The organism is Micromonospora sediminicola (genome assembly GCF_900089585.1).
Classification (GTDB): Bacteria; Actinomycetota; Actinomycetes; order Mycobacteriales; family Micromonosporaceae; genus Micromonospora; species Micromonospora sediminicola.
Window position 1 is genome coordinate 2,051,685 of record NZ_FLRH01000003.1, and the last position, 20,976, is coordinate 2,072,660.

The window sequence follows — 20,976 nt, forward strand, 5'->3', positions numbered from 1 at the left end:
GGCGTCGCACGACGCCACGAGCAGGCATGAGATGAGGAGGCACGCGACAGTGAGCGCGACCGCTGGTCAGGCCGCCGACGGGGTACGCAGCCTGGCGGACCGGTTCGGGATCGAACCGGGCATGGTCGTCATGGAGATGGGCTACGACGACGACGTCGACACCGATCTCCGGGACGCCCTGACCGACCGCTGTGGAGAGCTTGTCGACGAGGACACCGACGAGGTGGTCGACGCGGTTCTGGTCTGGCACCGCGACGGCGACGGAGACCTCTTCGAGCTGCTCGTCGACGCCCTCGGGCCGCTGGCGGACAACGGGGTGGTCTGGCTCCTGACGCCCAAGGCGGGCCGGGACGGCCACGTCGAGCCGAGCGAGGTCGCGGAGAGCGCGCAGACCGCCGGCCTCCAGCAGACCTCCACCATCAACGCCGGCCGCGACTGGAGCGGTGCCCGCCTCGTGCTGCGGCGCGGGTCGAAGAGCAAGAAGTAGGGTCTCCCTGATCATTTCCTGACCCGATCCCGAGGGAGCGCGCATGCCCATCGAGGTTGGCGCCGAGGCGCCGGACTTCCTGCTCAAGGACCAGAACAACCAGGAGGTCCGGCTCTCCGACCTCCGCGGTCGTAAGACCGTGCTGCTGGTCTTCTACCCGCTCGCCTTCACCGGCATCTGCCAGGGCGAGCTGTGCGAGGTGCGGGACAACCTCAACGAGTACGTGAACGACGACGTCCAGGTGCTGACCGTCAGCGTCGACTCGGTCTACGCCCACAAGATCTGGGCCGACCGGGAGGGCTACCAGTTCCCGCTGCTGGCCGACTTCTGGCCGCACGGCGCGGTCGCCCAGGCGTACGGCGTGTTCAACGAGGTCGCCGGCATCGCCAACCGGGGCACGTTCGTCATCGACAAGGCCGGCGTGGTCCGGTTCGCCGAGATGAACATGCCCGGCGAGGCGCGCGACCAGCAGGGCTGGCGCAAGGCGCTGGCCGAGGCCGTCGCCGCCTGATCCACCCCGGGCACGTCGTTCGACCGGGCCGGAGGCCGGCAGGTAAGCTTGCCGCTCCGGCCCGCCGTTCGGGCGTTCCGGGCGCGTAGCTCAGTGGGAGAGCACTCGCCTTACAAGCGAGGGGTCGCAGGTTCGAAACCTGCCGCGCCCACCACACACCACCGGCGGACAGTGGCAGCAGGAGCAGTCATGAAAGCCGCCTGTCGAGGTTCCCAAGGGCCTGCCGGCGAGGCCGGGGCTCCAGCTGGTTCCGCCGGCGTCGGAGGACAACGGGATGCTCTCGGACCACCAACAGCGGCTGCGGGCGAGGTTTCTCGCCGCTCCGGTCGTCGCGCCGCCCGAGCCATGGCGACACCTCGACCGGACGCGCCGGTGCATACCGGTGGGCGGGCTGCAGGGCGTCGGCTTCGGTGTCCACCCGCAGACCGGCGTCGACCTGCTGATGGTCGTCTCGATGGACGGCTTCGGCCTGATCGACGCGACAACGGGTGCGACGATCGCCCGGGACCGTGACCCCGACCCCGACGACGCGTCGCCGTCCGGGCCGGACCTGGCCTGTCCGGGCATCGGCGTGCTGGTGGGCGCGCGGGTACGCGTCGCCGGGTTGTTCGGCGGTGGCCTGCACGCCACGACCGGCGACGGGTGGACCGTCGTCGTGGTGGCGCCCGAGTGGCCGAACGATCGTGTCCTGCTGTCCGCTGACGGCGGTGCCTGCAAGGGCCCACCGGGCACGTCCTGGTGGCACGTCTTCCATGCCGACTACTCCGAACTGCGCGCCGCCGGCTTCTCCCCGTCCGGCCGCACCCTGGCGATCGCCACCAGCAGCGACGTGACACTCATCGTCCGCCCCGAGTTCGCGTGACGGCTCGGGACGTGGGTGACACGTGAGGCGACGTGGTCGCGGCGTTCACAGGCGTCCGCGTTCCCGAACTGCGGCCTCTATGCGCAGCAGCAGCCCGCTGACCAGCGTGACGGCGGCCACGAAGCGCCACTCGGGGAAGCCGCGGTCAGCGAGCAACACGAGCCAGCAGGCACCCACCACCGCCGCGATCGTCCCGACGATGCCGATGCCCCGACTTGATCTCGTATCCACAGCGGCACTCTACGACCGGCGGCAATGGTGACGGCAGTTCGAGGAGGGCTTGACCTCAAGCGTGGTTGAGCGACGAGCGTCGTCGTCATGCGCCGACTCATCCATGTGATCCGGGACGTTCTGGCAGTACGCGGTAGGACGGAGTGGAACCGCACCGCACGTGTCGCGGCGGCGGCCGATCCGTCCGTGCCCCCACTGGCCCGTCTCCTTCTGCTCGCCCCGGAGTTGTCCGGGCAGGCTGCCGGCGAGCCCGGGCGGCGCGGACGGGCGGACGAGGGCCGATGACCGCATCAGCCCTTACGAGAGCCGTCGGGTCGCCCCGACGGGCGGCGTGGTTCGGCCCCGCACGTCCCACGGACCGCCCTCCGGGAACGCGGCGAGCGTGAGCCGGGCGACCGAAGCGGTGTGCAGCCGGAAGCCGATCGCGATCGTCGTCGCCAGGATCCCGAGCGGGACGGGCACCGCCGGCCACCACCGCGACGCGAACAGCACCACCGGCTCCACGCCGGCCCCCTCCCCTCCGCCATCCGACGGTGGTGCCCGCATCGGTCGCGATCGACACCTGCGGCGGCGGCCCGGAGCCATATGCCCGGACAGCGATATGACTGCTGGTCATATTCATGACTCAGCGGTATACCGACCACAACACCATGCTCCTCCGGGCTGGCACAATCGCGGGATGACCGAGCGACTGGCGCCGATCCTGCGGGTCCGCGACGCCGACGCCGCCGCGACCTGGTACGCCCGTCTCGGCTTCGCCCGCCTGTGGGAGCACCGGTTCGCGCCCGACCTGCCGCGCTATGCCAGCATCGGCCGGCCGGGCATGGAGATCCACCTGTCCGAGCACGCCGGGGACGCCCGGCCCGGGACGCTGCTCTACCTCTATGTGGACGACGTGGACGCGGCGGCGGCGGCCTGCGGCGGGGTCGAGGTGCGGAGCCAGGACTGGGGGCGGGACTTCGAGGTCACCGACCCGGACGGCAACCGCATCCGGGTCGGGACCGTGCCGTCCTGAGTGACCTCACTGGCGTCGGCGGGCGTCGGCCTCGACGTCGAGCAGGTCGTTCAGCGCCAGCGCGGAGTTGATCAGGGAGAGGTGGCTGAACGCCTGCGGGTAGTTGCCGATCTGCTCACCGGTCGCGGCGATCTCCTCGGCGTACAGGCCGAGGTGGTTGCTGAAGGTGAACATCTTCTCGAAGGTGAGCCGGGCGTCGTCCAGGCGGCCGGTGCGGGCCAGCGCCTCGACGTACCAGAAGGTGCACATGTTGAACGTGCCCTCGTGGCCGGGGAGGCCGTCGGGGGAGTGCACCGGGTCGTAGCGGTGGACCAGGCTGTCGGAGACCAGGTCCCGCTCGATGGACGCCAGTGTGGACTGCCACAGCGGGTCGCTGGGCGTGACGAAGCCGACCGCCGGCATGGCCAGCAGCGCGGCGTCCAGCACGTTCTCGTCGTACGCCTGCACGAAGCTGCCGCGTTCCCGGTGGTAGCCGCGGGCCATGACCTGGTTGTAGATCCGGTTGCGCTGTTCGACCCAGCAGGACATGTCGCCGGGGCGGCCGGTGCGGGTGGCCAGCCGGATCGCCCGGTCCAGCGCCACCCAGGACATCACCCGTCCGAACGTGTAGTTGCGGGGGTGGTGGCGGCTCTCCCAGATGCCGGCGTCAGGCTGGTCCCAGTTGTGGCACAGCCAGTCGACGAGCCGGACGGTGCTCTTCCACACCTGGTGCGACACCCGGATGCCCTGCTCGTCGGCGAGGTGCATGGCGTAGAGCGCCTCGCCGTGGATGTCCAGCTGAAGCTGGTCGGCGGCGCCGTTGCCGATCCGCACCGGCCGGGAGCCGCGGTAGCCCTCCAGGTGCTCGAGCACCTCCTCGTGCAGGTCGGAGGAGCCGTCCACCCGATACATGATCTTCAGCGGGTCCTGGTGGTCGCCGGCCTCGCGGATGCGCTCGTCCAGCCAGTCCATGTACCGGCTGACCTCCTCGGTGAAACCGAGGCCGAGCAGCGCGTGCACCGAGAACGACGTGTCGCGTACCCAGGTGTAGCGGTAGTCCCAGTTGCGGGTGCCGCCGACCAGCTCCGGCAGCGCGGCGGTGGGCGCGGCGATCATCGCGCCCGTGGGCGCGTACGTCATGAGCTTCAGCGTGATGGCCGAGCGCTCGACCATCTCCCGCCAGCGGCCGGTGTAGCGGGAACGCTCGACCCAGCGCCGCCAGTAGTCCCGGGTCCACTCGAACATGCCCTGGACCTCTTCGGGCGGGATGATGCGCGGTTCGATGCCGCCCGTCTCCAGCACCACCCCACCGGTGTCACCCTCGTTCAACGTGCCGTACGCGACCAGGTCGCCGTCGTCGAGGTGCACGTCGCCGGTCTGCGAGATGAGCCGCCGCACCGGGTCGACCGGGTGGAAGGTGAGCGACTCCGTGCGGCCGCGGAAGACGTAGCCGTTGCGGTGCCGCTCCAGCTGGTGCTTCTCCCGCGCGTAGTCGAACCGGGGCCGGCACTCCACCCTGAACCGCATGCTGCCCCGCACCATGTTGACGATGCGGACCAGGCGGTGCGAGTCGGTGGCCCGCTCGCCGGTGACCGGCATGAAGTCCATCACCTCGGCGACGCCGTCGGCGCTGATGAAGCGGGTGATCAGGATCGGCGTGCCGGGGAGGTAGAGCTGCTTGGTCACGTACCGGACCTCGTGCGGGGCGATCCGGAAGTAGCCGCCCTTCTCCTTGTCCAGCAGCGCGGCGAAGATGCTCGGCGAGTCGAAGCGCGGCGCGCAGAACCAGTCGATGGTCCCGTCACAGGTCACCAGCGCGGCGGTCTGCAGGTCCCCGATGAGCCCGTGATCCTCGATCGCCGGATAGCTCTCCACGTCGCCCCCCGGTCTCGACTGCCTCCTGCGCCTTCAACCTAGGGGAAGAATTGTCGGGTTAGGCGGGATTCGCGGGGAGCCCACCCGCTCGCGCGCGCCGGTACGCCTCGACGGCCCGGCGGGTCTCCTCGGCCACCAGGTCCGCGTTGATCATCGCGGCGGTCCAGGCGCCGGCCGCGGCGGCGGCGCCGACCTGCGCGGACAGGTCGGTCACGTTGCCCGCGACCCACACCCCGGGAACCTCGGTACGCCCCGTCGGGTCGGCCGGCACGTGCTCGCCCGCCCCGCTCGCGTGCGGCGCCGGCCGCAGGCCCAACCCGGTCAGGAACCCGGCCCGCGCCACCATCCGGGGCGCGACGGTCAGCACCTCGCGGGCGACCGTACGGCCGTCGCGCAGGCGTACCCCGGTCAGGTGGTCCCCGGCGACCTCGACGGCCGCGACCTCGCCCTCGACCACCGGCACGCCGCGCGCGGCGAGCTGCTCCGCCTGCTCGTCGGTGAGCTGCGGCGCGCTGTGGCGGAGATAGACCACGTCGTCGCTCCACTGCCGGAACAGCAGCGCCTGGTGCACCGACAGCGGGCCGCTGCCCAGCACCCCGATCGCGCGGTCGCGCACCTCCCAGCCGTGGCAGTAGGGGCAGTGCACCACGTCCCGGCCCCAGCGCTCACGCAGGCCCGGCACCTCCGGCAGTTCGTCCACCAGGCCGGTGGTGACCAGCAGGTGGGCGGCGCGCACCCGGCGGCCGTCGGCCAGCGTCACGTCGAACCCGTCGTCGTCGCGGGACACCGCTTCGACCTCGCCGGTGAGCAGGTCCCCGCCGTAGCCGCGCACCTCGTCCCGGCCGCGTGCCAGCAGCTCGGCCGGCGGCATGCCGTCGCGGGCCAGCAGGGCGTGCACCCCGTCGGCCGGGGCGTTGCGCGGGCTGCCCGCGTCGACCACCAGCACCGACCGTCGGGCCCGGGCGAGCATCAGCGCGCCGCTCAGGCCGGCCGCGCCGCCGCCGATCACCAGTACCTCGTAGCCGTCCGTCCGTACCTCGGTCATGTCGACCACCTCCGCGACCAGCCTGCGGCCGGCACCGGCAAATCTGCAAACTCCGTTGCCGATCTGGCAAACTGGCGGAATGGACGACGACCTCAACGGCGCGCTCGACGCGGTCGGCCCCCGGTTGCGCGCGTTGCGCCGCGAGCGGGAGACCACGCTCGCCGACCTCTCCGCCGCCACCGGCATCTCGGTGAGCACCCTGTCCCGGCTGGAGTCCGGTGGACGCCGGCCCACACTGGAGCTGCTGCTCCCGCTCGCCCGGGCGCACGGCGTCACCCTCGACGAGCTGGTCGACGCGCCGCCCACCGGCGACCCGCGCATCCACCTGCGGCCGGTCGCCGCGTTCGGGATGACCATGCTGCCGCTCACCCGCCGGCCCGGCGGCATCCAGGCGTACAAGCTGATCATCCCGGCCGGCGGCCGGGCCGTGCCCGAGCCGAAGACCCACGAGGGGTACGAGTGGGTCTACGTCCTCAACGGGCGGCTGCGCCTGGTGCTCGGCGAGCACGACCTGGTGCTCGAACCGGGTGAGGCGGCCGAGTTCGACACCCGGGTGCCGCACTGGTTCGGTCGCGCCGACGCCGAGGGCGTGGAGTTCCTCAGCCTCTTCGGCAGCCAGGGCGAGCGCGCCCACCTGCGCGCCCGTCCCCGTACCCGCGAGTGATCCTGCCCACGCCGCGCGCTCAGCAGCAGGTCGGCCGGGGTTACCCGGCGGTTAGGGTGGCGGCGCGAAGTCGCTCCCGGGACCCGGGACGCGGCTTCGTAGTGCTTCACGGCGTCCGTGGAGCCCAGCCGTCCCGACGTTCTCCGGGCCAACCGCACCGGGACGGCTGCACCCCCACCGCCCGTCCGGCACGACCGGCGGGCCAACCCGGAACGGAGCAAGCCACGCCATGAGCGTGACGACGCAGGATCATGCTGCCCCGGTGGAGCCGACCGAACCCGCCCCGCGGGGTCGCCTCGACCGATACTTCGAGATCACCCACCGCGGCTCGACCGTGCGGCGCGAGGTGCTCGCCGGGCTCACGACGTTCGCCACGATGGCGTACATCGTGGTGCTCAACCCCCTGATCATCGGCACCGCGCCGGACGCCGACGGCAACCTGCTCGGCATCGCCCCGGTCGCCGGCGTCACCGCCCTGGTGGCCGCCGTCATGACGATCATGATGGGCGTCGTCGGCCGGGTGCCGTTCGCCGTCGCCACCGGCCTCGGGCTGAACGCGTTCGTGGCGTACGCGGTGGCCTCGCAGATGTCCTGGGCCGAGGCCATGGGCCTGGTGGTCGTCGAGGGCCTGATCATCACCGTGCTGGTGCTCACCGGCTTCCGCAAGGCCGTCTTCCGGGCCATCCCGGCTGAGCTGAAGGCCGCCATCGCCGCCGGCATCGGCCTGTTCATCGCCATGATCGGATTCGTCGACGGCGGCCTGGTCCGACGCGTGCCGGACGCGGCCGGCACCACGGTTCCGGTGCAGCTCGGCGGCGACGGCACGCTGCGCGGCTGGACCACCGTGGTCTTCGTGGTCGGCCTGCTGGTCACCGGCATCCTGGTCGCCCGCAGGGTCAAGGCCGGCGTGCTGGTCGGCATCGTGGTCACCACGGTGGTCGCGGTGATCGTGAACGCGCTGGCCAAGCCGGGGCCGGCGTTCGTCGACGGCAAGCCCAACCCGGAGGGCTGGCGGCTCAACGTGCCGACCCTGCCCGACCCGCTGATCCAGAAGCCCGACCTGCACCTGCTCGGCAACGTCTCGTTCGACGCGTTCGCCAACGTCGGCCTGATGACCGCGCTGCTGCTGGTCTTCACGCTGGTGCTGGCCGACTTCTTCGACGTCATGGGCACCACGGTCGGGCTCGCCAAGCAGGCGAACCTCGCCACCGAGGACGGCACCGACATGCCCCGCCTGGGCAAGGTGCTCTTCGTCGACGGGGTCGCCGCGGTCGCCGGTGGCGCCGGCAGCGCGTCGTCGGCCACCACGTACGTGGAGTCGTCCTCCGGCATCGCCGACGGCGGCCGGACCGGCCTGACCAGCGTGGTCACCGGCGTGCTCTTCCTCGGCGCGCTGCTGCTCACCCCGCTGGTGTCGCTGGTGCCCAGCGAGGCGGCCGGGCCGGCGCTGGTGGTGGTCGGCGCGCTGATGATCCGCCAGGTCAAGGACATCGACTTCACCGACCTCGGGGTCGCCGTGCCGGCGTTCCTCACCATGACGCTGATGCCGTTCACCTATTCGATCACCAACGGCATCGGCGCCGGCTTCGTCAGCTGGGTGGCGATCCGGGTGGCGCAGGGCAAGGCCCGCCAGATCCACCCGCTGCTCTGGGCGGTCGCCGTGGCGTTCGTGATCTACTTCGGCATCAACCTGGTCAAGGCCGTCACCGGCGTCGGCTGACCGCGCCGTCGGGTGCGTTTCCGGTCGTCCCGGCGACCGCAAACGCACCCGGAGCGCGCCCCCGCGGCGGCACGATCAGCCGGTGGGCTACGTGGACGTGGGCGGGCGGCAGGTCTGGTACGAGGTGCACGGTGCCGGCCGGCCGCTGGTGCTCCTGCACGGCGGCTACGGCTCGACCGAGACGTTCGCGCCGGTCCGGCCCGCGTTGGCCGCGCGCCGGCGGCTGATCGCGGTCGACCTCCAGGGACACGGCCGGACCCCCGACGCGGACCGGCCGCTGCGCCACGAGTCGATGGCCGACGACCTGGCCGCCCTGCTGCGCCGGCTCGACCTGCCCGCCGTCGACCTGCTCGGCTACTCGCTCGGCGGCGGGGTGGCGCTGCGCACCGCGATCCAGCACCCCACCCTGGTCCGCCGCCTCGTCGTGGTCTCCGCGCCGTGCCGGCGGCGCGGCTGGTATCCGGAGGCGCTGGCCGCGATGTCCGCCCACGACGAGCGGGCCGCCGAGCGCATGCGCGGCACCCCGGCGTACGAGCGGTACGCGCGGGTCGCGCCCCGACCGCAGGACTGGCCCACGCTCTGGGCCAAGAGCGGTGACCTGCTGCGCCGCGACTACGACTGGTCGGCCGAGGTGGCCGCGCTGCCGATGCCGGTGCTGCTGGTCTTCGCCGACGCCGACGCGATCCCCACGAGCCACGTGGCCGAGTTCTACGGCCTGCTCGGCGGTGGGCGCCGCGACCCGGGCGGCGACGGGTCCGACCGTCCCGCGTCCCGGCTGGCCGTGCTGCCCGGGCTCACCCACCGGGAGGTGGTCGCGTCGCCGGCGCTGCCGGCGGCGGTGCTGCCCTTCCTCACCCACACCGTCCGCGCCCCCGGATGAGCGGCGCCGCACGCCGGGGCGGGTCAGGCGGCGAGCGCGTCGGCGTTCTCCGCCGGGGCTGCGCCCGCCGTCACCCGAGGGCGCGGCAGCGCGTACGCGAGGACGACGGCGACCACGACGAGCCCGGCGCCGACCGCGAACGCGAGGTGGAAGCCGCTGGTCAGCGCGGTGGCCCGGTCGTCGCCGTGCGCGACCCGGTCGGCGGTGCGGGCGGCGGCCAGGGTGGACAGCACCGCGACACCGAGCGCCATGCCGAGCTGCTGGGTGGTGTTGAACAGCCCGGAGGCCAGACCGGCGTCCTCGGCGCGGGCGGCCGACATGCCCAGCGCGGTCAGCGCCGGCAGCACCAGACCGAACCCGGCGGCGAGCAGCATCACCGGCAGCACGTCGACGAGGTAGCTCCCGTCCGCCGGCACCCGGGCCAGCAGCGCGAACATGGCGGCGAGCAGGACGAGCCCGGCCACCAGCACGGCCCGCTCGCCGAAGCGTCCGTTGAGCCGGGCGGAGACGCCGAGCGACACCGCGCCGATCGTCACCGCCGCCGGCAGCAGGGCCAGCCCGGTGCGGGTGGCGTCGTAGCCGAGCACCTGCTGGAGGTAGAGCGTGACCAGGACCTGGAACGCGAACGTCGCGGCGACGGTGAGGACCTGGACCACGTTCGCCACGGCGACGCCGCGGGAGCGGAGGATCCGCAGCGGCATCAGCGGCCGGCGCGCGGTCGCCTGCCGCAGCACGAAGCCGGCGAGCAGGGCGACGGCGAGGGCGCCCAGGCCGAGGGTGCGGGCGGACGTCGCCCCGTACCGCTCGATCGTGACCACCGCGTAGATGCCGGTCACCAGGCCGGCGGTGACCAGCAGCGCGCCGGCCACGTCGGCGCCGGCGGCGAGACCGATGCCCCGGTCGGCCGGCAGCGTGCGGGCGGCGAGCGCGATCGTGACCAGGCCGATCGGTAGGTTGATCAGGAAGATCCAGTGCCAGCCGAACGCGTCGGTGATCAGGCCGCCGGCGACCTGACCGATGGCGGCGCCGGCGGCGCCGGTGAAGCTGAACAGGGCGATCGCCCGGGCCCGCTCGGCGGTGCCGGGAAAGAGCGTGACCAGGATGCCGAGGCTCACCGCGGTCGCCGCCGCGCTGCCGACGCCCTGCAGGAACCGGGCGGCGACCAGCACGGCGGGGGAGCCGGCCACGCCGGCCAGCGCCGAGGCCGCGGTGAACAGCGCGGTGCCGGCCAGGAACATCGCGCGGCGGCCGAGCAGGTCACCGAGGCGGCCGGCGAGCAGGAGCAGGCTGCCGAACGCGATCAGGTAGGCGTTGACCACCCAGCTGAGGCTCGTCGGGGTGAAGTCCAGGTCGCGCTGGATGGCGGGCATCGCGATGGTGACGATGCTGCCGTCGAGGATGGTCATCAGAGCGCCGGTGGCGAGCACGCCGAGGGCGAGGCCGCGAGACATGGGGTCCTCCTGTCGGAAGGGGTGACAGGAGGACCGTAACGGATAGTTCCGTTACAGACAATCTTTTAGAGAACTACTGGCGTGCGCGGCGTACCGGTCGGGGATTCTGCGCCGGGGTGGCCAGGTGGTCGGCGGCCAGTCGCTCCAGCGCGCGGACGAGGACCTCCCGCTCGTCGTCGGGCAGACTGGCCAACGCCTCGGCGTGCACCCGGTCGACGATCTCCTGGCTGCGCTCGGCCACCCGGGCGCCCTCCTCGGTCACCGCGATGATCCGCGCCCGCCGGTCGGTGCTCGACGGGCGGCGGACGGCCAGCCCGGCCTGCTCCAGCGCGTCCACGGTCACCACCATGGTGGTCTTGTCCATGTCGCCGATCTCGGCGAGCTGGATCTGGGTGCGCTCCTCGGGCAGCGCGTGCACCAGCACGCAGTGCATCCGGGCGGTCAACCCGATCTCGGCCAGGGCCGCGGCCATCCGGGTGCGCAGCACGTGGCTGGTGTGGTCGAGCAGGAAGGACAGGTCCGGGGTGGTACGCGTCGGGCCCATGGCGGTCATGACACCAGCGTACCGTTGGTTCCGTGCCGGATGATCCGGCACGGAACGGCGTGCCGTGGTGGGGACCGGCGGGGTCGCGTGGCGGCCGGTGGACGGCGCGCGGCCCGCGTCAGTGCGCCGGCCCGTCCAGCCGGCGGGCCAGCCAGGGCAGCAGCGCGTCGCCCTGCAACCGCTGGAACGCCCGGACGGTCGGGATGCCGGGTGGCGGCGGTTGGCGGGCGCCGTCGAGGAAGAACCCGGTGAGGCCGGCCAGGACGCCGGTCAGGTCGGTCGGGTCGACGTGCGCGGTCAGCGGGCGGGTGGCCAGCAGCTCGTCCGGGTCGTGCCCGCCGTACACCTGGACGTTGACCACGGTGAGCAGGGTGTCCAGCCAGGCCGGGCCGCGACAGGCCCAGGGCCAGTCGACGACCGTCACCGTGCCGTCCGGGCCGAGCAGCAGGTTGTCGGCGCGTACGTCGAGGTGGCAGAGCGTGTCGCCGGTCAGCGCGGTGAGGCCGTGGTCGGCGGCGGCGCACAGGTCGGACAGGCGGGCCCGGGCCCACGGATCCAGGTCGGCGGGCGGGTCCTCGGCGATCCGCCGCCAGCCGCCGAAGTCGGTCGCGAGCCGCTCGGTGGCGGTGGCGGTCGCGGCGGAGGGGGCCGGGGTGAGTGCCGCGGCCATCGCCTCCAGCGTGGACAGCGCGGCGTCCAGCTCGCCGGCGTCCCACGGGGTGACCGGGTGCCGACCCTCGACGTCGGCGAAGACCAGCGCGATCCAGTCACCGTCGTCGTGGCTGCCGAGCAGGCGGGGTGCCGGCGCGTCGGCGGGCAGGGCGGCGGCGATCCGGGCCTCGGCGCGGTGCATGTCGGGGCTGCGGTCGTTCTGCGCCGGGCTGACCGCCTTGACGAAGGCCCGGCCGCCGCGCGCGGTGCGGACGCGGTCGGCGGTGCCGGGGGAGAAGCCGCCCGGCTGCGACTCCGCCGCCACCACCCGGTCGTCGAGAATGGTCTCGATCGCTGTGCGGACGTGGGCCGGCAGCTCGTGCCAGTGGAGTCGGGTCTTGCTCGGGCCGGTCACCGCCCCACGGTGACGTGTCGCCGCCCGCCGCGGCAACCGGATTGCAAGGAAGGGCCCCTTCTTAACGCCCCCTGTTAAGAAGGGCCCCTTCCTCTACCGGATGCGTTAACAGGGGGCCCCTCCTTACCGCGTGTAGCGCAGCACCACCACGCCGCTGTCGAAGGGGTGCGTGGCGGTGAGCGTGAACCGGCTCGGCGAGAAGCCCCGGTCCACCAGCGGGATGCCGCTGCCGACGACGACCGGGTTCAGCTTGACCACCAGCTCGTCTACCTCGTCCAGGAGTTGGCCGGCGAGCTGGCCGCCGCCGCAGAGCCAGATGTCGGCCCCGGGCCGCGCCTTCAGCTCGCGGACGAACGGCACCGGGTCACCGGCGACGATCCGCACGTCCGGATGGTCGGCCGGGGCGAGGGAGCGGCTGAAGACGTACTGCGTCAGGTGGTCGTAGGGGCTGGGGAAGCCGAGCGTCAGGCCCGGCTCGTAGGTCGCGCGTCCCATCAGGACGGTGTCGAAGCGGCCGGCGGGCGGCGAGTCCACGCCGAGCTGGGCGTGGGCGAACGTGGGCAGCGTCTGCGGCCACTCGGAGACCAGGTAGGGAGCGACGTCGGGCTCCAGCGGAAGGAAGTCGAAGGACCCGTCGGGGGCGGCGATGAAGCCGTCGAGGGTGCTGGCGACGAAGTACACGAGCTTACGCAAACCGACTCCGATGTCCGGGGATTTCACGACGGCTGTCGTGGTTCGGCGACGAATGTACAACACCTGTCGTGGTTGTTGCTACTGTGTTCGCGTGGCCAGGAACCCGCAACGCCGTACCCAGCTCGCCGACGCCGGCCTGACGGTCCTCGCCGCCGCCGGCGCGCGCGGACTGACCCACCGGGCGGTCGACGCCCAGGCGGGCGTGCCGACCGGCACGACCTCCAACTACTTCCCGTCCCGGGCGGCGCTGCTCGCCGGCCTGGCCGAACGGATCTTCGACCGGATCGCGCCCGACCCGGCGGTGCTGGCCGACCTGGGGCGCCGGGAGCCGTCGCTCGCGCTGATGACCGACTACCTGCGCGACATCGTCGCGCGCACCACCCGCGAGCCCGACCTCACCCGGGCCCTGATCGAACTGCGGCTGGAGGCGGCCCGCCGGCCCGAGCTGCGGGCCGCGCTCGGCGGCGTGCTCCGCCGGGGGTACGCCGACGACGTCGCCTTCCACGTCGCCGCCGGCCTGCCCGGCGGGGCGTACGAGATCGCGCTGCTGCACTACGCCGTCGACGGGCTCCTGCTCGACCTGCTCACCACCTCGATCGACGCCGGATTCGACCCCGACCAGGTGGTCTCCACCCTCGTCTCCCGTCTGGTGGGAGCCGCCCCCGACTGAGCGCCGTCGCCGGCCCAGCGCCGACCCGGCAAGTTATGCCGGCCCGGCCAGCGGGAACGCGGGCCGGGACGTTCCCCGGGAAGGAGCAACGGATGCCGGATCGCACCGGACTGACCATCGGCGTGCTCGGTTCGTACGGCGGTCGCAACCTCGGCGACGAGGCGATCCTCACGGGTCTCCTGGCCGACCTGCGCCAGCACGAGCCGAACGCGCGGATCATCGTCTTCTCCCGCAACCCGGCGCACACCGCGCTGGCGCACCCCGACGTCGAGGCGGTGCCGTGGGAGGGCGTCAGCCGGGTCGACTCCTCCCAGGTGCTCAATCAGCTCGACCTGCTCATCCTGGGCGGCGGCGGCATCCTCTACGACAAGGAGGCCCGGCGCTACCTGCGGGTGGTCCGGGTCGCCCAGGAACGGGGGCTGCCCCTGCTCACCTACGCGGTCGGCGTCGGCCCGCTCACCGACGGCATGGACACCGGCATGGTACGCGAGACGCTGGCGCAGGCGGTCGAGGTGACCGTCCGCGACCAGGAGTCGCGGATGGTGCTGGAGGAGGCCGGCCTGGTCAACCCGATCACCGTGACCGCCGACCCGGCGTTCCTGCTGGAACCCGAGGAGTTCCCGGCGCAGTGGCTGCGCGAGGAGGGCGTGCCGGCCGGTGCCCGGCTCGTCGGCCTGAGCGTGCGGGAACCGGGCCGCGCCGCGGAACGGCTCGACGTCGACGGCTACCACCGGCTGCTCGCCCAGATCGGCGACTTCCTGGTGCACCGGATCGACGCGTACGTCCTCTTCGTGCCGATGGAGCGCGACGACATCCGGCACTCGCACGGGGTGCTGTCGCACATGATCGCCGCCGACCGGGGCCGGATCCTGCACGGCGACTACCGGCCGGCGCAGATCCTCGGCCTGATGCGCCACTTCGACCTGGCGGTCGGCATGCGGCTGCACTTCCTGATCTTCGCCGCCATGATGAACACGCCGTTCCTGCCGCTGCCGTACGCCGGCAAGGTCTTCGACCTGGCCCAGCGGCTCGGCGTACCGGCGCTGCGTGGCGTGGAACGGGAGGTGGAGGGCCCGTTGCTGGCCGAGGTGGACCGGCTGTGGGACGAGCGGGCGGCCCGGGCCGACGAGACCGCCCGGCGGGTGGCCGAGGTGTGCGACCAGGCGCGGGGCACCTCGCAGGTGACCCGCAGCGTGCTGGACAGCATCCGGGCCCGGGCGCTGACCCCGGCGGCCTGACCGGGTCCGGTCAGACCGCCGGGCCGCGCCAGGTGTAGACCCACTCGTGGTCCGGCCGGTCATCCGACTCCAGCTCGTAGATCTGCGCCTCCGCCAACCCGCCCGGCCCGAGGTGGTGGTGGGTCAGCGGCGGGCGGCCGTTGCTGTCCAGCTCGACGGTGACGGTCTCGCCGTCGGCCGTGCCGCCCACCAGGGGGATGTGCACCGAGGAAGCCATGCGCCCATCCTGCCCCGGCCGGCCGGGGCGCGCAGCGGATCACGGGGCAGCGGGCGGGCCACGGTGGCGACTAGGGTCCGGGGATGGCGAACTCGACGATCGACCCGGCACTCGGTCCGGTCCTCGCCCGCACGGGCGACGAACGGGCGATCCTCGACGCGTTCCTCGACTTCCACCGCGCCACCGTGCTGCGCAAGGCACGCGGCCTCGCCGACGCCGACGCCCGCCGGCGCCTGGTGCCCTCGCTGACCACCCTGGCCGGGCTGCTCAAGCACCTGACCCTGGTCGAGGGCAACTGGTTCGGCCGGTTGTTCGCCCCCGAGCCGGGCGACGTCTACCTGACCTCGCAGGAGGAGGCCGACGCCAGCTTCACGCTCGGCCCGGCCGACACGGTCGAGGCGCTCACCGTGGCCTACGAGGCGGCCTGCGACCGGTCCCGGGCCATCGCCGCCCGGTTCGACCTCGAGCACGTGGTGCCGCACCCGCAGCTCGGCGAGGTGTCGCTGCGCTGGGTGCTGGTCCACCTGATCGAGGAGACCGCCCGGCACGCCGGCCACGCCGACATCCTGCGCGAGCTGACCGACGGCGAGACCGGCGCGATCTGAGGCTCAGCGCCTCGGGAGCAGCCCGTCCGGATACTCCATCCCGTCGTGGGTGCACGCCGCGGCGGCCACCCGGGCGGCGTACCGGGCCGCGTCGAGCGGGGCGGCGCCGCGCAGCCGGGCGGCGATCAGGCCGGCGGCGAAGGCGTCCCCGGCGCCGTTGGTGTCCACCACCGGCGCCGGCGGCTCGGCCGCGGGCACGTGTGCCGGCGGGGCGTCCGGGGCGTACAGCGTCGCGCCGGCGGACCCACCGGTGACCAGGACCGTGCGCGGCGCCAGCGCGGCCGCCTCCTTGCCGGCCCGCTCGCCCAGCTTGACGTCACTGACGAAGACCAGGTCGGCGGCCTCGGCGAAGGGCCGGTGGTAGTCGTTGTCGCCGTCCCAGTCGTGCAGGTCGGTGGAGAGGGAGGTGGCGGCGCGCAGCACCGGCAGCGCGTCCCGGGCCCAGTCCATGATCGACACGTGCACGTGGGCCGCGCCGGCGACCAGCGCCGCCAGCTCCGCCGGCGGGAACGGCGCCGGACCGGACCAGGGCCGCGGGTCGTAGAGCGACATCCGCCGGCCCGCCGGGTCGACCAGGTTCACCGAACGGCGGGTGCCGGCGGGCGCGTCGACCAGCACGGTCCGCACCGAGGTACGGGCCAGCGCCGCCCGGACCACGTCGCCGGCCGGGTCGGCGCCCAGCACGTCGACGAGCGTCACCCGGAGGCCGAGCGCGTGCGCGGCCAGGGCCACCCCGGCGCCCGTGTTGCCGATCCGCAGCTCGACCGGGGGCACGGTCAGCGAGTCGGCGGCGGGCAGCGGCAGGGCGGGCACCCGGGCGCGGACGTCCACGCCGAGTCCGCCGATCACGAGGAGGTCGACCATGGCGCCGACGATAACGCCGACCGGCCGCCTATCCTGGCCCCGGGCGTCGTCGAGGGGGAAAGCACGTGCTGGTCATCCACGGGCTGTGGCTGCCCGGCGCCGGGCTCGCCCTGTGGGCCGAGGACGGCACGCTGCCGGCCCGGGCGCCCCGCCGACCCGGCCGCGTGCCGCGCGAACGACCGCACCCGTTCGCCGCCGACCACGCCACGCTCGCCGCCGCGCTCGACGGGCCGCCGGGCGAGCCGGTCTCCGTCCTGCTCGGCCTGCCCACCCGCGCCGGCTCGCCGGTCGACTCGCCCGAACTGGTCCGGGCCGCCGTCGAGGAGCCGGTCCGCGGCCCGGTCACCCGCGCCGGCTGGCGGGTGCCCGCCCTGGCGTACGCCCCGGACGACGCGTACGCGCTGCTGCGCGCGGGGTGGCCCGGCCCGGTCGGGGCAAGCCTGCGCCACCTGGGTGAGCTGGCCGACTTCGCCGCCGACCTGGTGACGCGGGGTCGGGTGCTGCCGGGCGTCGTCGACGCGTACCCCGGGGGTGGGCGGCCGGCGTCCGGCCGACGGGCCGACGGGCCGGGCGGCGCGGTTCCCGGCGGGCCGCTGTCGACGGCGCTCGCGGCCCCGGGCGGGTCGGCGCCCGGACGGCAGGCGTCGGCGGCGGTCCGGGCCGGGGGCGGGCGAGGGCTGCGGGTGGTGGCCGAGACCGACGTGGCGACCGCGCTCGCGGTCTGGCGGCCGCTGCTCACCGGCACCGACGCGGCGTGGGCCCGCGACCTGGCACTGGCCCTGCCCCCGGCGACGCGGGCGGCCCGCGAGTGGCAGCCGGAGGCCGCGGGCGCGCCCGTGGTCGCCCCGGCGACGACAGGCGCGCCCACCGCAGCCGGTGCGGGGGCGGGGGAGCTGGTCGCGGAGGCGCTGGACGCGCTGGTCGACGCCGCCGCGCGGGTGGCCCTGGCCGACACCCGGCTGCACCGGGGGATGCGCCCCGGCGGGCCGGTGCCGCGCTGGCTGGCCGCGCTCACCGGCCCGGAGCGCGCTTTTCCCGCCGAGCCGGCCGCGCTGGAGACGCTGCGGGCCGAGCTGGACGCGTGGCAGCGCGACGCCGCCGGCGGCGCGGTACGGGGCACGTTCCGCCTGGTCGAACCGGCCGTCGATCCGGTCGCCGAACTGGTCGAGGGTGCCACCTGGCGGGTGGAGTTCGGCCTGCACCCGGCCGACGAGCCGGGGCTGGTGGTCGACGCCGGGCACATCTGGCAGCGACCCGCGCCCGCGCTCGCCGCACGGGGCGTGGACCCGCAGGAGACGCTGCTGGCCGAGCTGGGCCGGGCCAGCCGGCTCTGGCCGGAGCTGGAGGCCGCGCTGCGCTCCGCCGCCCCCGAGGGAATGGAGCTGGACGCCGAGGGCGCGCACCGGTTCCTGCGCGAGGGCGCGCACCGGTTCCTGCGCGAGGGCGCGCCGGTGCTGCACGCGGCCGGGTTCGGGGTGCTGCTGCCGTCCTGGTGGCGGCGTTCCTCGTCCCGGCTCGGCGCGCGGCTGCGGGCGCGCAGCCGCACCGCTCCCGGCGCGGTGGCCACCACCACCGGCGGCCTCGGGCTGGACGCGCTCGTCGACTACCGCTGGGAGGTGGCGCTCGGCGACCAGCCGTTGACCGCCGAGGAGCTGGCCTCGCTGGCCGACCTGAAGTCGCCGCTGGTCCGGCTGCGCGGCCGGTGGGTCGAGCTGGACGCGCAGCGCCTGGAGGCCGGGCTCCGGCTGCTCCGCTCCTCGGGCGAGCTGACCGTGGCGGACCTGCTGCGGATGGGGCTCTCCGGCGACGACCGGGCCGGTGAGCTGCCGGTGCTCGACGTGGTCGCCGACGGGGCGCTGGGCGAGCTGCTGGCCGGCGAGGCGGAGCGGCGGCTCACCCCGGCCGACCCGCCGCCGGGCTTCGCCGGGACGCTGCGGCCGTACCAGCGGCGCGGGCTGGCCTGGCTGGCCTTCCTCCAGTCGCTCGGGTTGGGCGGGATCCTCGCCGACGACATGGGCCTGGGCAAGACCGTGCAGCTGCTCGCGCTGCTCGCCGGCGACCCGCCGGAGGTCGGGCCGACGCTGCTGGTCTGCCCGATGTCGCTGGTCGGCAACTGGCAGCGGGAGGCGGCGAAGTTCGCGCCCGGCCTGCGCGTGCACGTGCACCACGGCGCCGAACGCGCCCGGGGCGACGGCTTCGCGGACGCCGTGCGGCAGGCTGACCTGGTGCTCACCACGTACTCGGTGGCCGCCCGGGACGCGTTCGAGCTGGCCGGCGTCGACTGGCACCGGGTGGTGGTGGACGAGGCGCAGGCGATCAAGAACGCCGCGACCCGGCAGGCCGAGGCGGTCCGGTCGCTGCCCGCGCGGCACCGGGTCGCGGTCACCGGTACGCCGGTGGAGAACCGGCTCGCCGACCTCTGGTCCATCATGCAGTTCGCGAATCCGGGTCTGCTCGGCCCGGCGGCGACGTTCCGCAAGCGCTTCGCCGAGCCGATCGAGCGGCACGGGGACGCCGAGGTGGCCGAGCGGCTGCGCCGGATCACCGGCCCGTTCGTGCTGCGCCGGCTCAAGACCGACCCGTCGATCATCACGGACCTGCCGGAGAAACTGGAGATGGAGGTGGTCTGCAACCTCACCGCCGAGCAGGCCGCGCTCTACCGGGCCGTGGTCGACGACATGATGGCGAAGATCGAGTCCAGCGACGGGATCGAGCGCCGGGGGCTGGTGCTGGCCACCATGACCCGGCTCAAGCAGGTCTGCAACCATCCCGCCCAGCTGCTGCACGACGGGTCCGCGCTGGTCGGCCGCTCCGGCAAGCTGGAACGCCTCGACGAGATCGTCGACGAGGTGCTCGCGGCGGGAGAGAAGGCGCTGCTGTTCACCCAGTACGCCGAGTTCGGCGGCATGCTGCGCGGGCACCTGTCGGCGCGTACCGGCCGGGAGGTGCTGCTGCTGCACGGCGGCGTCGGCAAGGCCGAACGGGACGCGATGGTGACCCGGTTCCAGTCCCCGGACGGGCCGCCGCTGTTCGTGCTCTCCCTCAAGGCCGGCGGCACCGGCCTGACGCTCACCGCCGCCAACCACGTGGTGCACGTGGACCGGTGGTGGAACCCGGCGGTCGAGGACCAGGCCACCGACCGGGCGTTCCGGATCGGACAGCACCGTCGCGTCCAGGTCCGCAAGTTCGTCTGCGCCGGCACGGTGGAGGAGAAGGTGGCCGCGATGATCGCCGACAAGCGCAGCCTGGCGCGGTCGGTGGTGGGCAGCGGGGAGCAGTGGGTCACCGAGCTGTCCACCGCGACGCTGCGGGAGCTGTTCACGTTGGAGTCCGGGGCGGTGGTCGAGTGACCACACCGGACGACCGGCCGGCCCGCCGGTTCGACGAGTACGGGCCGCCGCTGCGGGTCGAGGGCGGCCTGCGGGCCCGCAGCACCCGGGGCGCGATCGGGCAGTCCTGGTGGTCGCGCCGCTTCCTGGAGGTGCTGGAGTCGTTCGCGCTCGGCTCCCGGCTCACCCGGGGCCGGGCGTACGCGCGCCGGGGGCAGGTGCTCCGGTTGGACGTCTCGCCCGGGGAGGTCACCGCCGAGGTGCAGGGGTCCCGGCCGACGCCGTACCCGGTGCGGATCGGGCTGGCCGCCTATCCGGAGGAGGTGTGGCGGCGGATCGAGGCGGAGCTGGCCGGGCAGGCGTTCTTCAGCGCCCGGCTGCTCGCCGGCGACCTGCCGGCCGAGTTGGAAAGGGTGTTCGCCGAGGCGGGCGCGCCGTTGTTCCCCGAGCGGGTGGGCGAGTTGGCGCAGCGCTGTGGCTGCCCCGACTTCGCGGTGCCGTGCAAGCACCTGGCGGCCACGTTCTACCTGCTGGCCGAGGCGTTCGACGCGGACCCGTTCCAGCTGCTGCACTGGCGCGGCCGGTCCCGGGCCGACCTGCTCGACCGGCTGCGGTCACTGCGCGGGGCGCACCCCGCCGACACCCCGCCGGATGCCCTCATGCCGGACGCCCTCATGCCGGACGCCCTCATGCCGGACGCCCTCATGCCGGACGTCGGCACGCCGGACGTCGGTGGCGCGGTGCCGGTGCTCGGAGCCGCCCGCGCGACGGCCGGGCTGCCGGCCGTCGAGCCGGACGAGGAACTGGCCCGGTTCTGGCTGTCGCCGACACCGTTGCCGGACCGGCCGCCCACCCTGGCCACCGGGCCGGAGCTGCTGCTGCGCCAGCTCGGCCCGCCGGGCGCCGGGATCGGCGGGCCGGGCCTGGCCGAACGGCTGCGGCGGGCGTACCGGGAGTTCGGTCGCGGCGAGGCCGCGTCGCCCAGGGAGTTCGGTCGCGGCGAGGCCGCGTCCGAGCGTTAAGCGGGGGC

General features: G+C 74.1%; 22 protein-coding genes and 1 tRNA gene. 13 read left to right on the forward strand and 10 right to left on the reverse strand.

Features of this window, described 5'->3' with window-relative positions; all coding sequences use genetic code 11:
* Window positions 1-49: 49 nt before the first annotated feature.
* The 4 genes from GA0070622_RS10305 to GA0070622_RS10320 all read left to right on the forward strand — a co-directional run bounded on the left by GA0070622_RS10305 (window position 50) and on the right by GA0070622_RS10320 (window position 1,860).
* Window positions 50-487 carry a DUF3052 domain-containing protein gene (locus GA0070622_RS10305; protein ID WP_091572628.1) on the forward strand — a complete coding sequence of 146 codons (438 nt, stop codon included), beginning with the start codon at window positions 50-52 and terminating at the stop codon, window positions 485-487.
* A 43-nt stretch (window positions 488-530) separates the two neighbouring features.
* Window positions 531-998 (forward strand): peroxiredoxin, encoded by a 468-nt coding sequence (locus GA0070622_RS10310; RefSeq protein WP_091572632.1) that lies wholly within the window; start codon window positions 531-533, stop codon window positions 996-998.
* A gap of 79 nt (window positions 999-1,077) precedes the next feature.
* Window positions 1,078-1,152 (forward strand) — tRNA-Val (locus GA0070622_RS10315).
* Between the two features lie 228 nt (window positions 1,153-1,380).
* Window positions 1,381-1,860 (forward strand): hypothetical protein, encoded by a 480-nt coding sequence (locus GA0070622_RS10320; RefSeq protein ID WP_245666170.1) that lies wholly within the window; start codon window positions 1,381-1,383, stop codon window positions 1,858-1,860.
* 45 nt (window positions 1,861-1,905) lie between these two features.
* On the opposite strand, the gene GA0070622_RS31995 is transcribed toward GA0070622_RS10320, so the two are convergent.
* Together GA0070622_RS31995 and GA0070622_RS10325 are read right to left on the reverse strand one after the other, a co-directional pair.
* Complete coding sequence (locus GA0070622_RS31995; protein ID WP_098746800.1) at window positions 1,906-2,091, reverse strand: hypothetical protein; 186 nt, start codon at window positions 2,089-2,091, stop codon at window positions 1,906-1,908.
* Between the two features lie 297 nt (window positions 2,092-2,388).
* Window positions 2,389-2,595: a hypothetical protein gene (locus tag GA0070622_RS10325; RefSeq protein ID WP_091572641.1), complete on the reverse strand. Its 207-nt coding sequence runs from the start codon at window positions 2,593-2,595 to the stop codon at window positions 2,389-2,391.
* Window positions 2,596-2,770: 175 nt separating this feature from the next.
* Between GA0070622_RS10325 and GA0070622_RS10330 the strand changes: the two genes are divergently transcribed.
* Window positions 2,771-3,106 (forward strand): glyoxalase superfamily protein, encoded by a 336-nt coding sequence (locus GA0070622_RS10330; RefSeq protein ID WP_091572645.1) that lies wholly within the window; start codon window positions 2,771-2,773, stop codon window positions 3,104-3,106.
* A gap of 6 nt (window positions 3,107-3,112) precedes the next feature.
* Here the strand turns inward: GA0070622_RS10330 and GA0070622_RS10335 are convergent, their stop codons facing one another.
* A complete protein-coding gene (locus GA0070622_RS10335; protein ID WP_091572649.1) occupies window positions 3,113-4,960 on the reverse strand; it encodes a glycoside hydrolase family 15 protein in 1,848 nt (615 codons plus the stop codon).
* Window positions 4,961-5,018: 58 nt separating this feature from the next.
* On the reverse strand, window positions 5,019-6,005 hold the full coding sequence (locus tag GA0070622_RS10340; RefSeq protein WP_091577116.1) for an NAD(P)/FAD-dependent oxidoreductase: 987 nt from the start codon (window positions 6,003-6,005) through the stop codon (window positions 5,019-5,021).
* A 79-nt stretch (window positions 6,006-6,084) separates the two neighbouring features.
* Between GA0070622_RS10340 and GA0070622_RS10345 the strand changes: the two genes are divergently transcribed.
* The 3 genes from GA0070622_RS10345 to GA0070622_RS10355 all read left to right on the forward strand — a co-directional run bounded on the left by GA0070622_RS10345 (window position 6,085) and on the right by GA0070622_RS10355 (window position 9,269).
* On the forward strand, window positions 6,085-6,669 hold the full coding sequence (locus GA0070622_RS10345; protein ID WP_091572654.1) for a helix-turn-helix domain-containing protein: 585 nt from the start codon (window positions 6,085-6,087) through the stop codon (window positions 6,667-6,669).
* 229 nt (window positions 6,670-6,898) lie between these two features.
* Window positions 6,899-8,389 (forward strand): NCS2 family permease, encoded by a 1,491-nt coding sequence (locus GA0070622_RS10350; protein ID WP_091572658.1) that lies wholly within the window; start codon window positions 6,899-6,901, stop codon window positions 8,387-8,389.
* A gap of 82 nt (window positions 8,390-8,471) precedes the next feature.
* Complete coding sequence (locus tag GA0070622_RS10355) at window positions 8,472-9,269, forward strand: alpha/beta fold hydrolase (protein WP_091572661.1); 798 nt, start codon at window positions 8,472-8,474, stop codon at window positions 9,267-9,269.
* 23 nt (window positions 9,270-9,292) lie between these two features.
* Here the strand turns inward: GA0070622_RS10355 and GA0070622_RS10360 are convergent, their stop codons facing one another.
* From GA0070622_RS10360 to GA0070622_RS10375, 4 genes are all read right to left on the reverse strand, one after another.
* Window positions 9,293-10,720, reverse strand: coding sequence for an MFS transporter (locus GA0070622_RS10360; RefSeq protein WP_091572665.1), 1,428 nt, complete (start codon window positions 10,718-10,720; stop codon window positions 9,293-9,295).
* A gap of 73 nt (window positions 10,721-10,793) precedes the next feature.
* Window positions 10,794-11,264, reverse strand: a complete 471-nt coding sequence (locus GA0070622_RS10365; RefSeq protein WP_396837245.1) for a MarR family winged helix-turn-helix transcriptional regulator — start codon at window positions 11,262-11,264, stop codon at window positions 10,794-10,796.
* Window positions 11,265-11,382: 118 nt separating this feature from the next.
* Complete coding sequence (locus GA0070622_RS10370) at window positions 11,383-12,330, reverse strand: phosphotransferase family protein (protein ID WP_091572674.1); 948 nt, start codon at window positions 12,328-12,330, stop codon at window positions 11,383-11,385.
* A 123-nt stretch (window positions 12,331-12,453) separates the two neighbouring features.
* Window positions 12,454-13,050, reverse strand: a complete 597-nt coding sequence (locus GA0070622_RS10375; RefSeq protein WP_176710440.1) for a dihydrofolate reductase family protein — start codon at window positions 13,048-13,050, stop codon at window positions 12,454-12,456.
* Between the two features lie 64 nt (window positions 13,051-13,114).
* Here GA0070622_RS10375 and GA0070622_RS10380 point away from each other — a divergent pair, with 64 nt between their 5' ends.
* Both GA0070622_RS10380 and GA0070622_RS10385 read left to right on the forward strand, forming a co-directional pair.
* Entirely contained in the window at window positions 13,115-13,693 is a 579-nt protein-coding gene (locus GA0070622_RS10380) for a TetR/AcrR family transcriptional regulator (RefSeq protein WP_091572680.1), read from the forward strand.
* A 92-nt stretch (window positions 13,694-13,785) separates the two neighbouring features.
* On the forward strand, window positions 13,786-14,931 hold the full coding sequence (locus tag GA0070622_RS10385; protein WP_091572684.1) for a polysaccharide pyruvyl transferase family protein: 1,146 nt from the start codon (window positions 13,786-13,788) through the stop codon (window positions 14,929-14,931).
* 10 nt (window positions 14,932-14,941) lie between these two features.
* Here GA0070622_RS10385 and GA0070622_RS10390 read toward each other — a convergent pair whose 3' ends face one another.
* Window positions 14,942-15,148, reverse strand: coding sequence for a hypothetical protein (locus tag GA0070622_RS10390; RefSeq protein ID WP_091572688.1), 207 nt, complete (start codon window positions 15,146-15,148; stop codon window positions 14,942-14,944).
* A gap of 83 nt (window positions 15,149-15,231) precedes the next feature.
* Between GA0070622_RS10390 and GA0070622_RS10395 the strand changes: the two genes are divergently transcribed.
* Window positions 15,232-15,753: a DinB family protein gene (locus tag GA0070622_RS10395; RefSeq protein WP_091572692.1), complete on the forward strand. Its 522-nt coding sequence runs from the start codon at window positions 15,232-15,234 to the stop codon at window positions 15,751-15,753.
* Between the two features lie 3 nt (window positions 15,754-15,756).
* Here GA0070622_RS10395 and GA0070622_RS10400 read toward each other — a convergent pair whose 3' ends face one another.
* Window positions 15,757-16,617 (reverse strand): carbohydrate kinase family protein, encoded by an 861-nt coding sequence (locus tag GA0070622_RS10400; protein WP_091572697.1) that lies wholly within the window; start codon window positions 16,615-16,617, stop codon window positions 15,757-15,759.
* A 65-nt stretch (window positions 16,618-16,682) separates the two neighbouring features.
* On the opposite strand from GA0070622_RS10400, the gene GA0070622_RS10405 reads away from it, so the two are divergent.
* Together GA0070622_RS10405 and GA0070622_RS10410 are read left to right on the forward strand one after the other, a co-directional pair.
* Window positions 16,683-19,967 carry a DEAD/DEAH box helicase gene (locus GA0070622_RS10405; protein ID WP_091572701.1) on the forward strand — a complete coding sequence of 1,095 codons (3,285 nt, stop codon included), beginning with the start codon at window positions 16,683-16,685 and terminating at the stop codon, window positions 19,965-19,967.
* Complete coding sequence (locus GA0070622_RS10410) at window positions 19,964-20,968, forward strand: SWIM zinc finger family protein (RefSeq protein ID WP_091572705.1); 1,005 nt, start codon at window positions 19,964-19,966, stop codon at window positions 20,966-20,968. Before GA0070622_RS10405 ends, GA0070622_RS10410 begins: the two co-directional genes overlap by 4 nt.
* Window positions 20,969-20,976 lie beyond the last annotated feature (8 nt).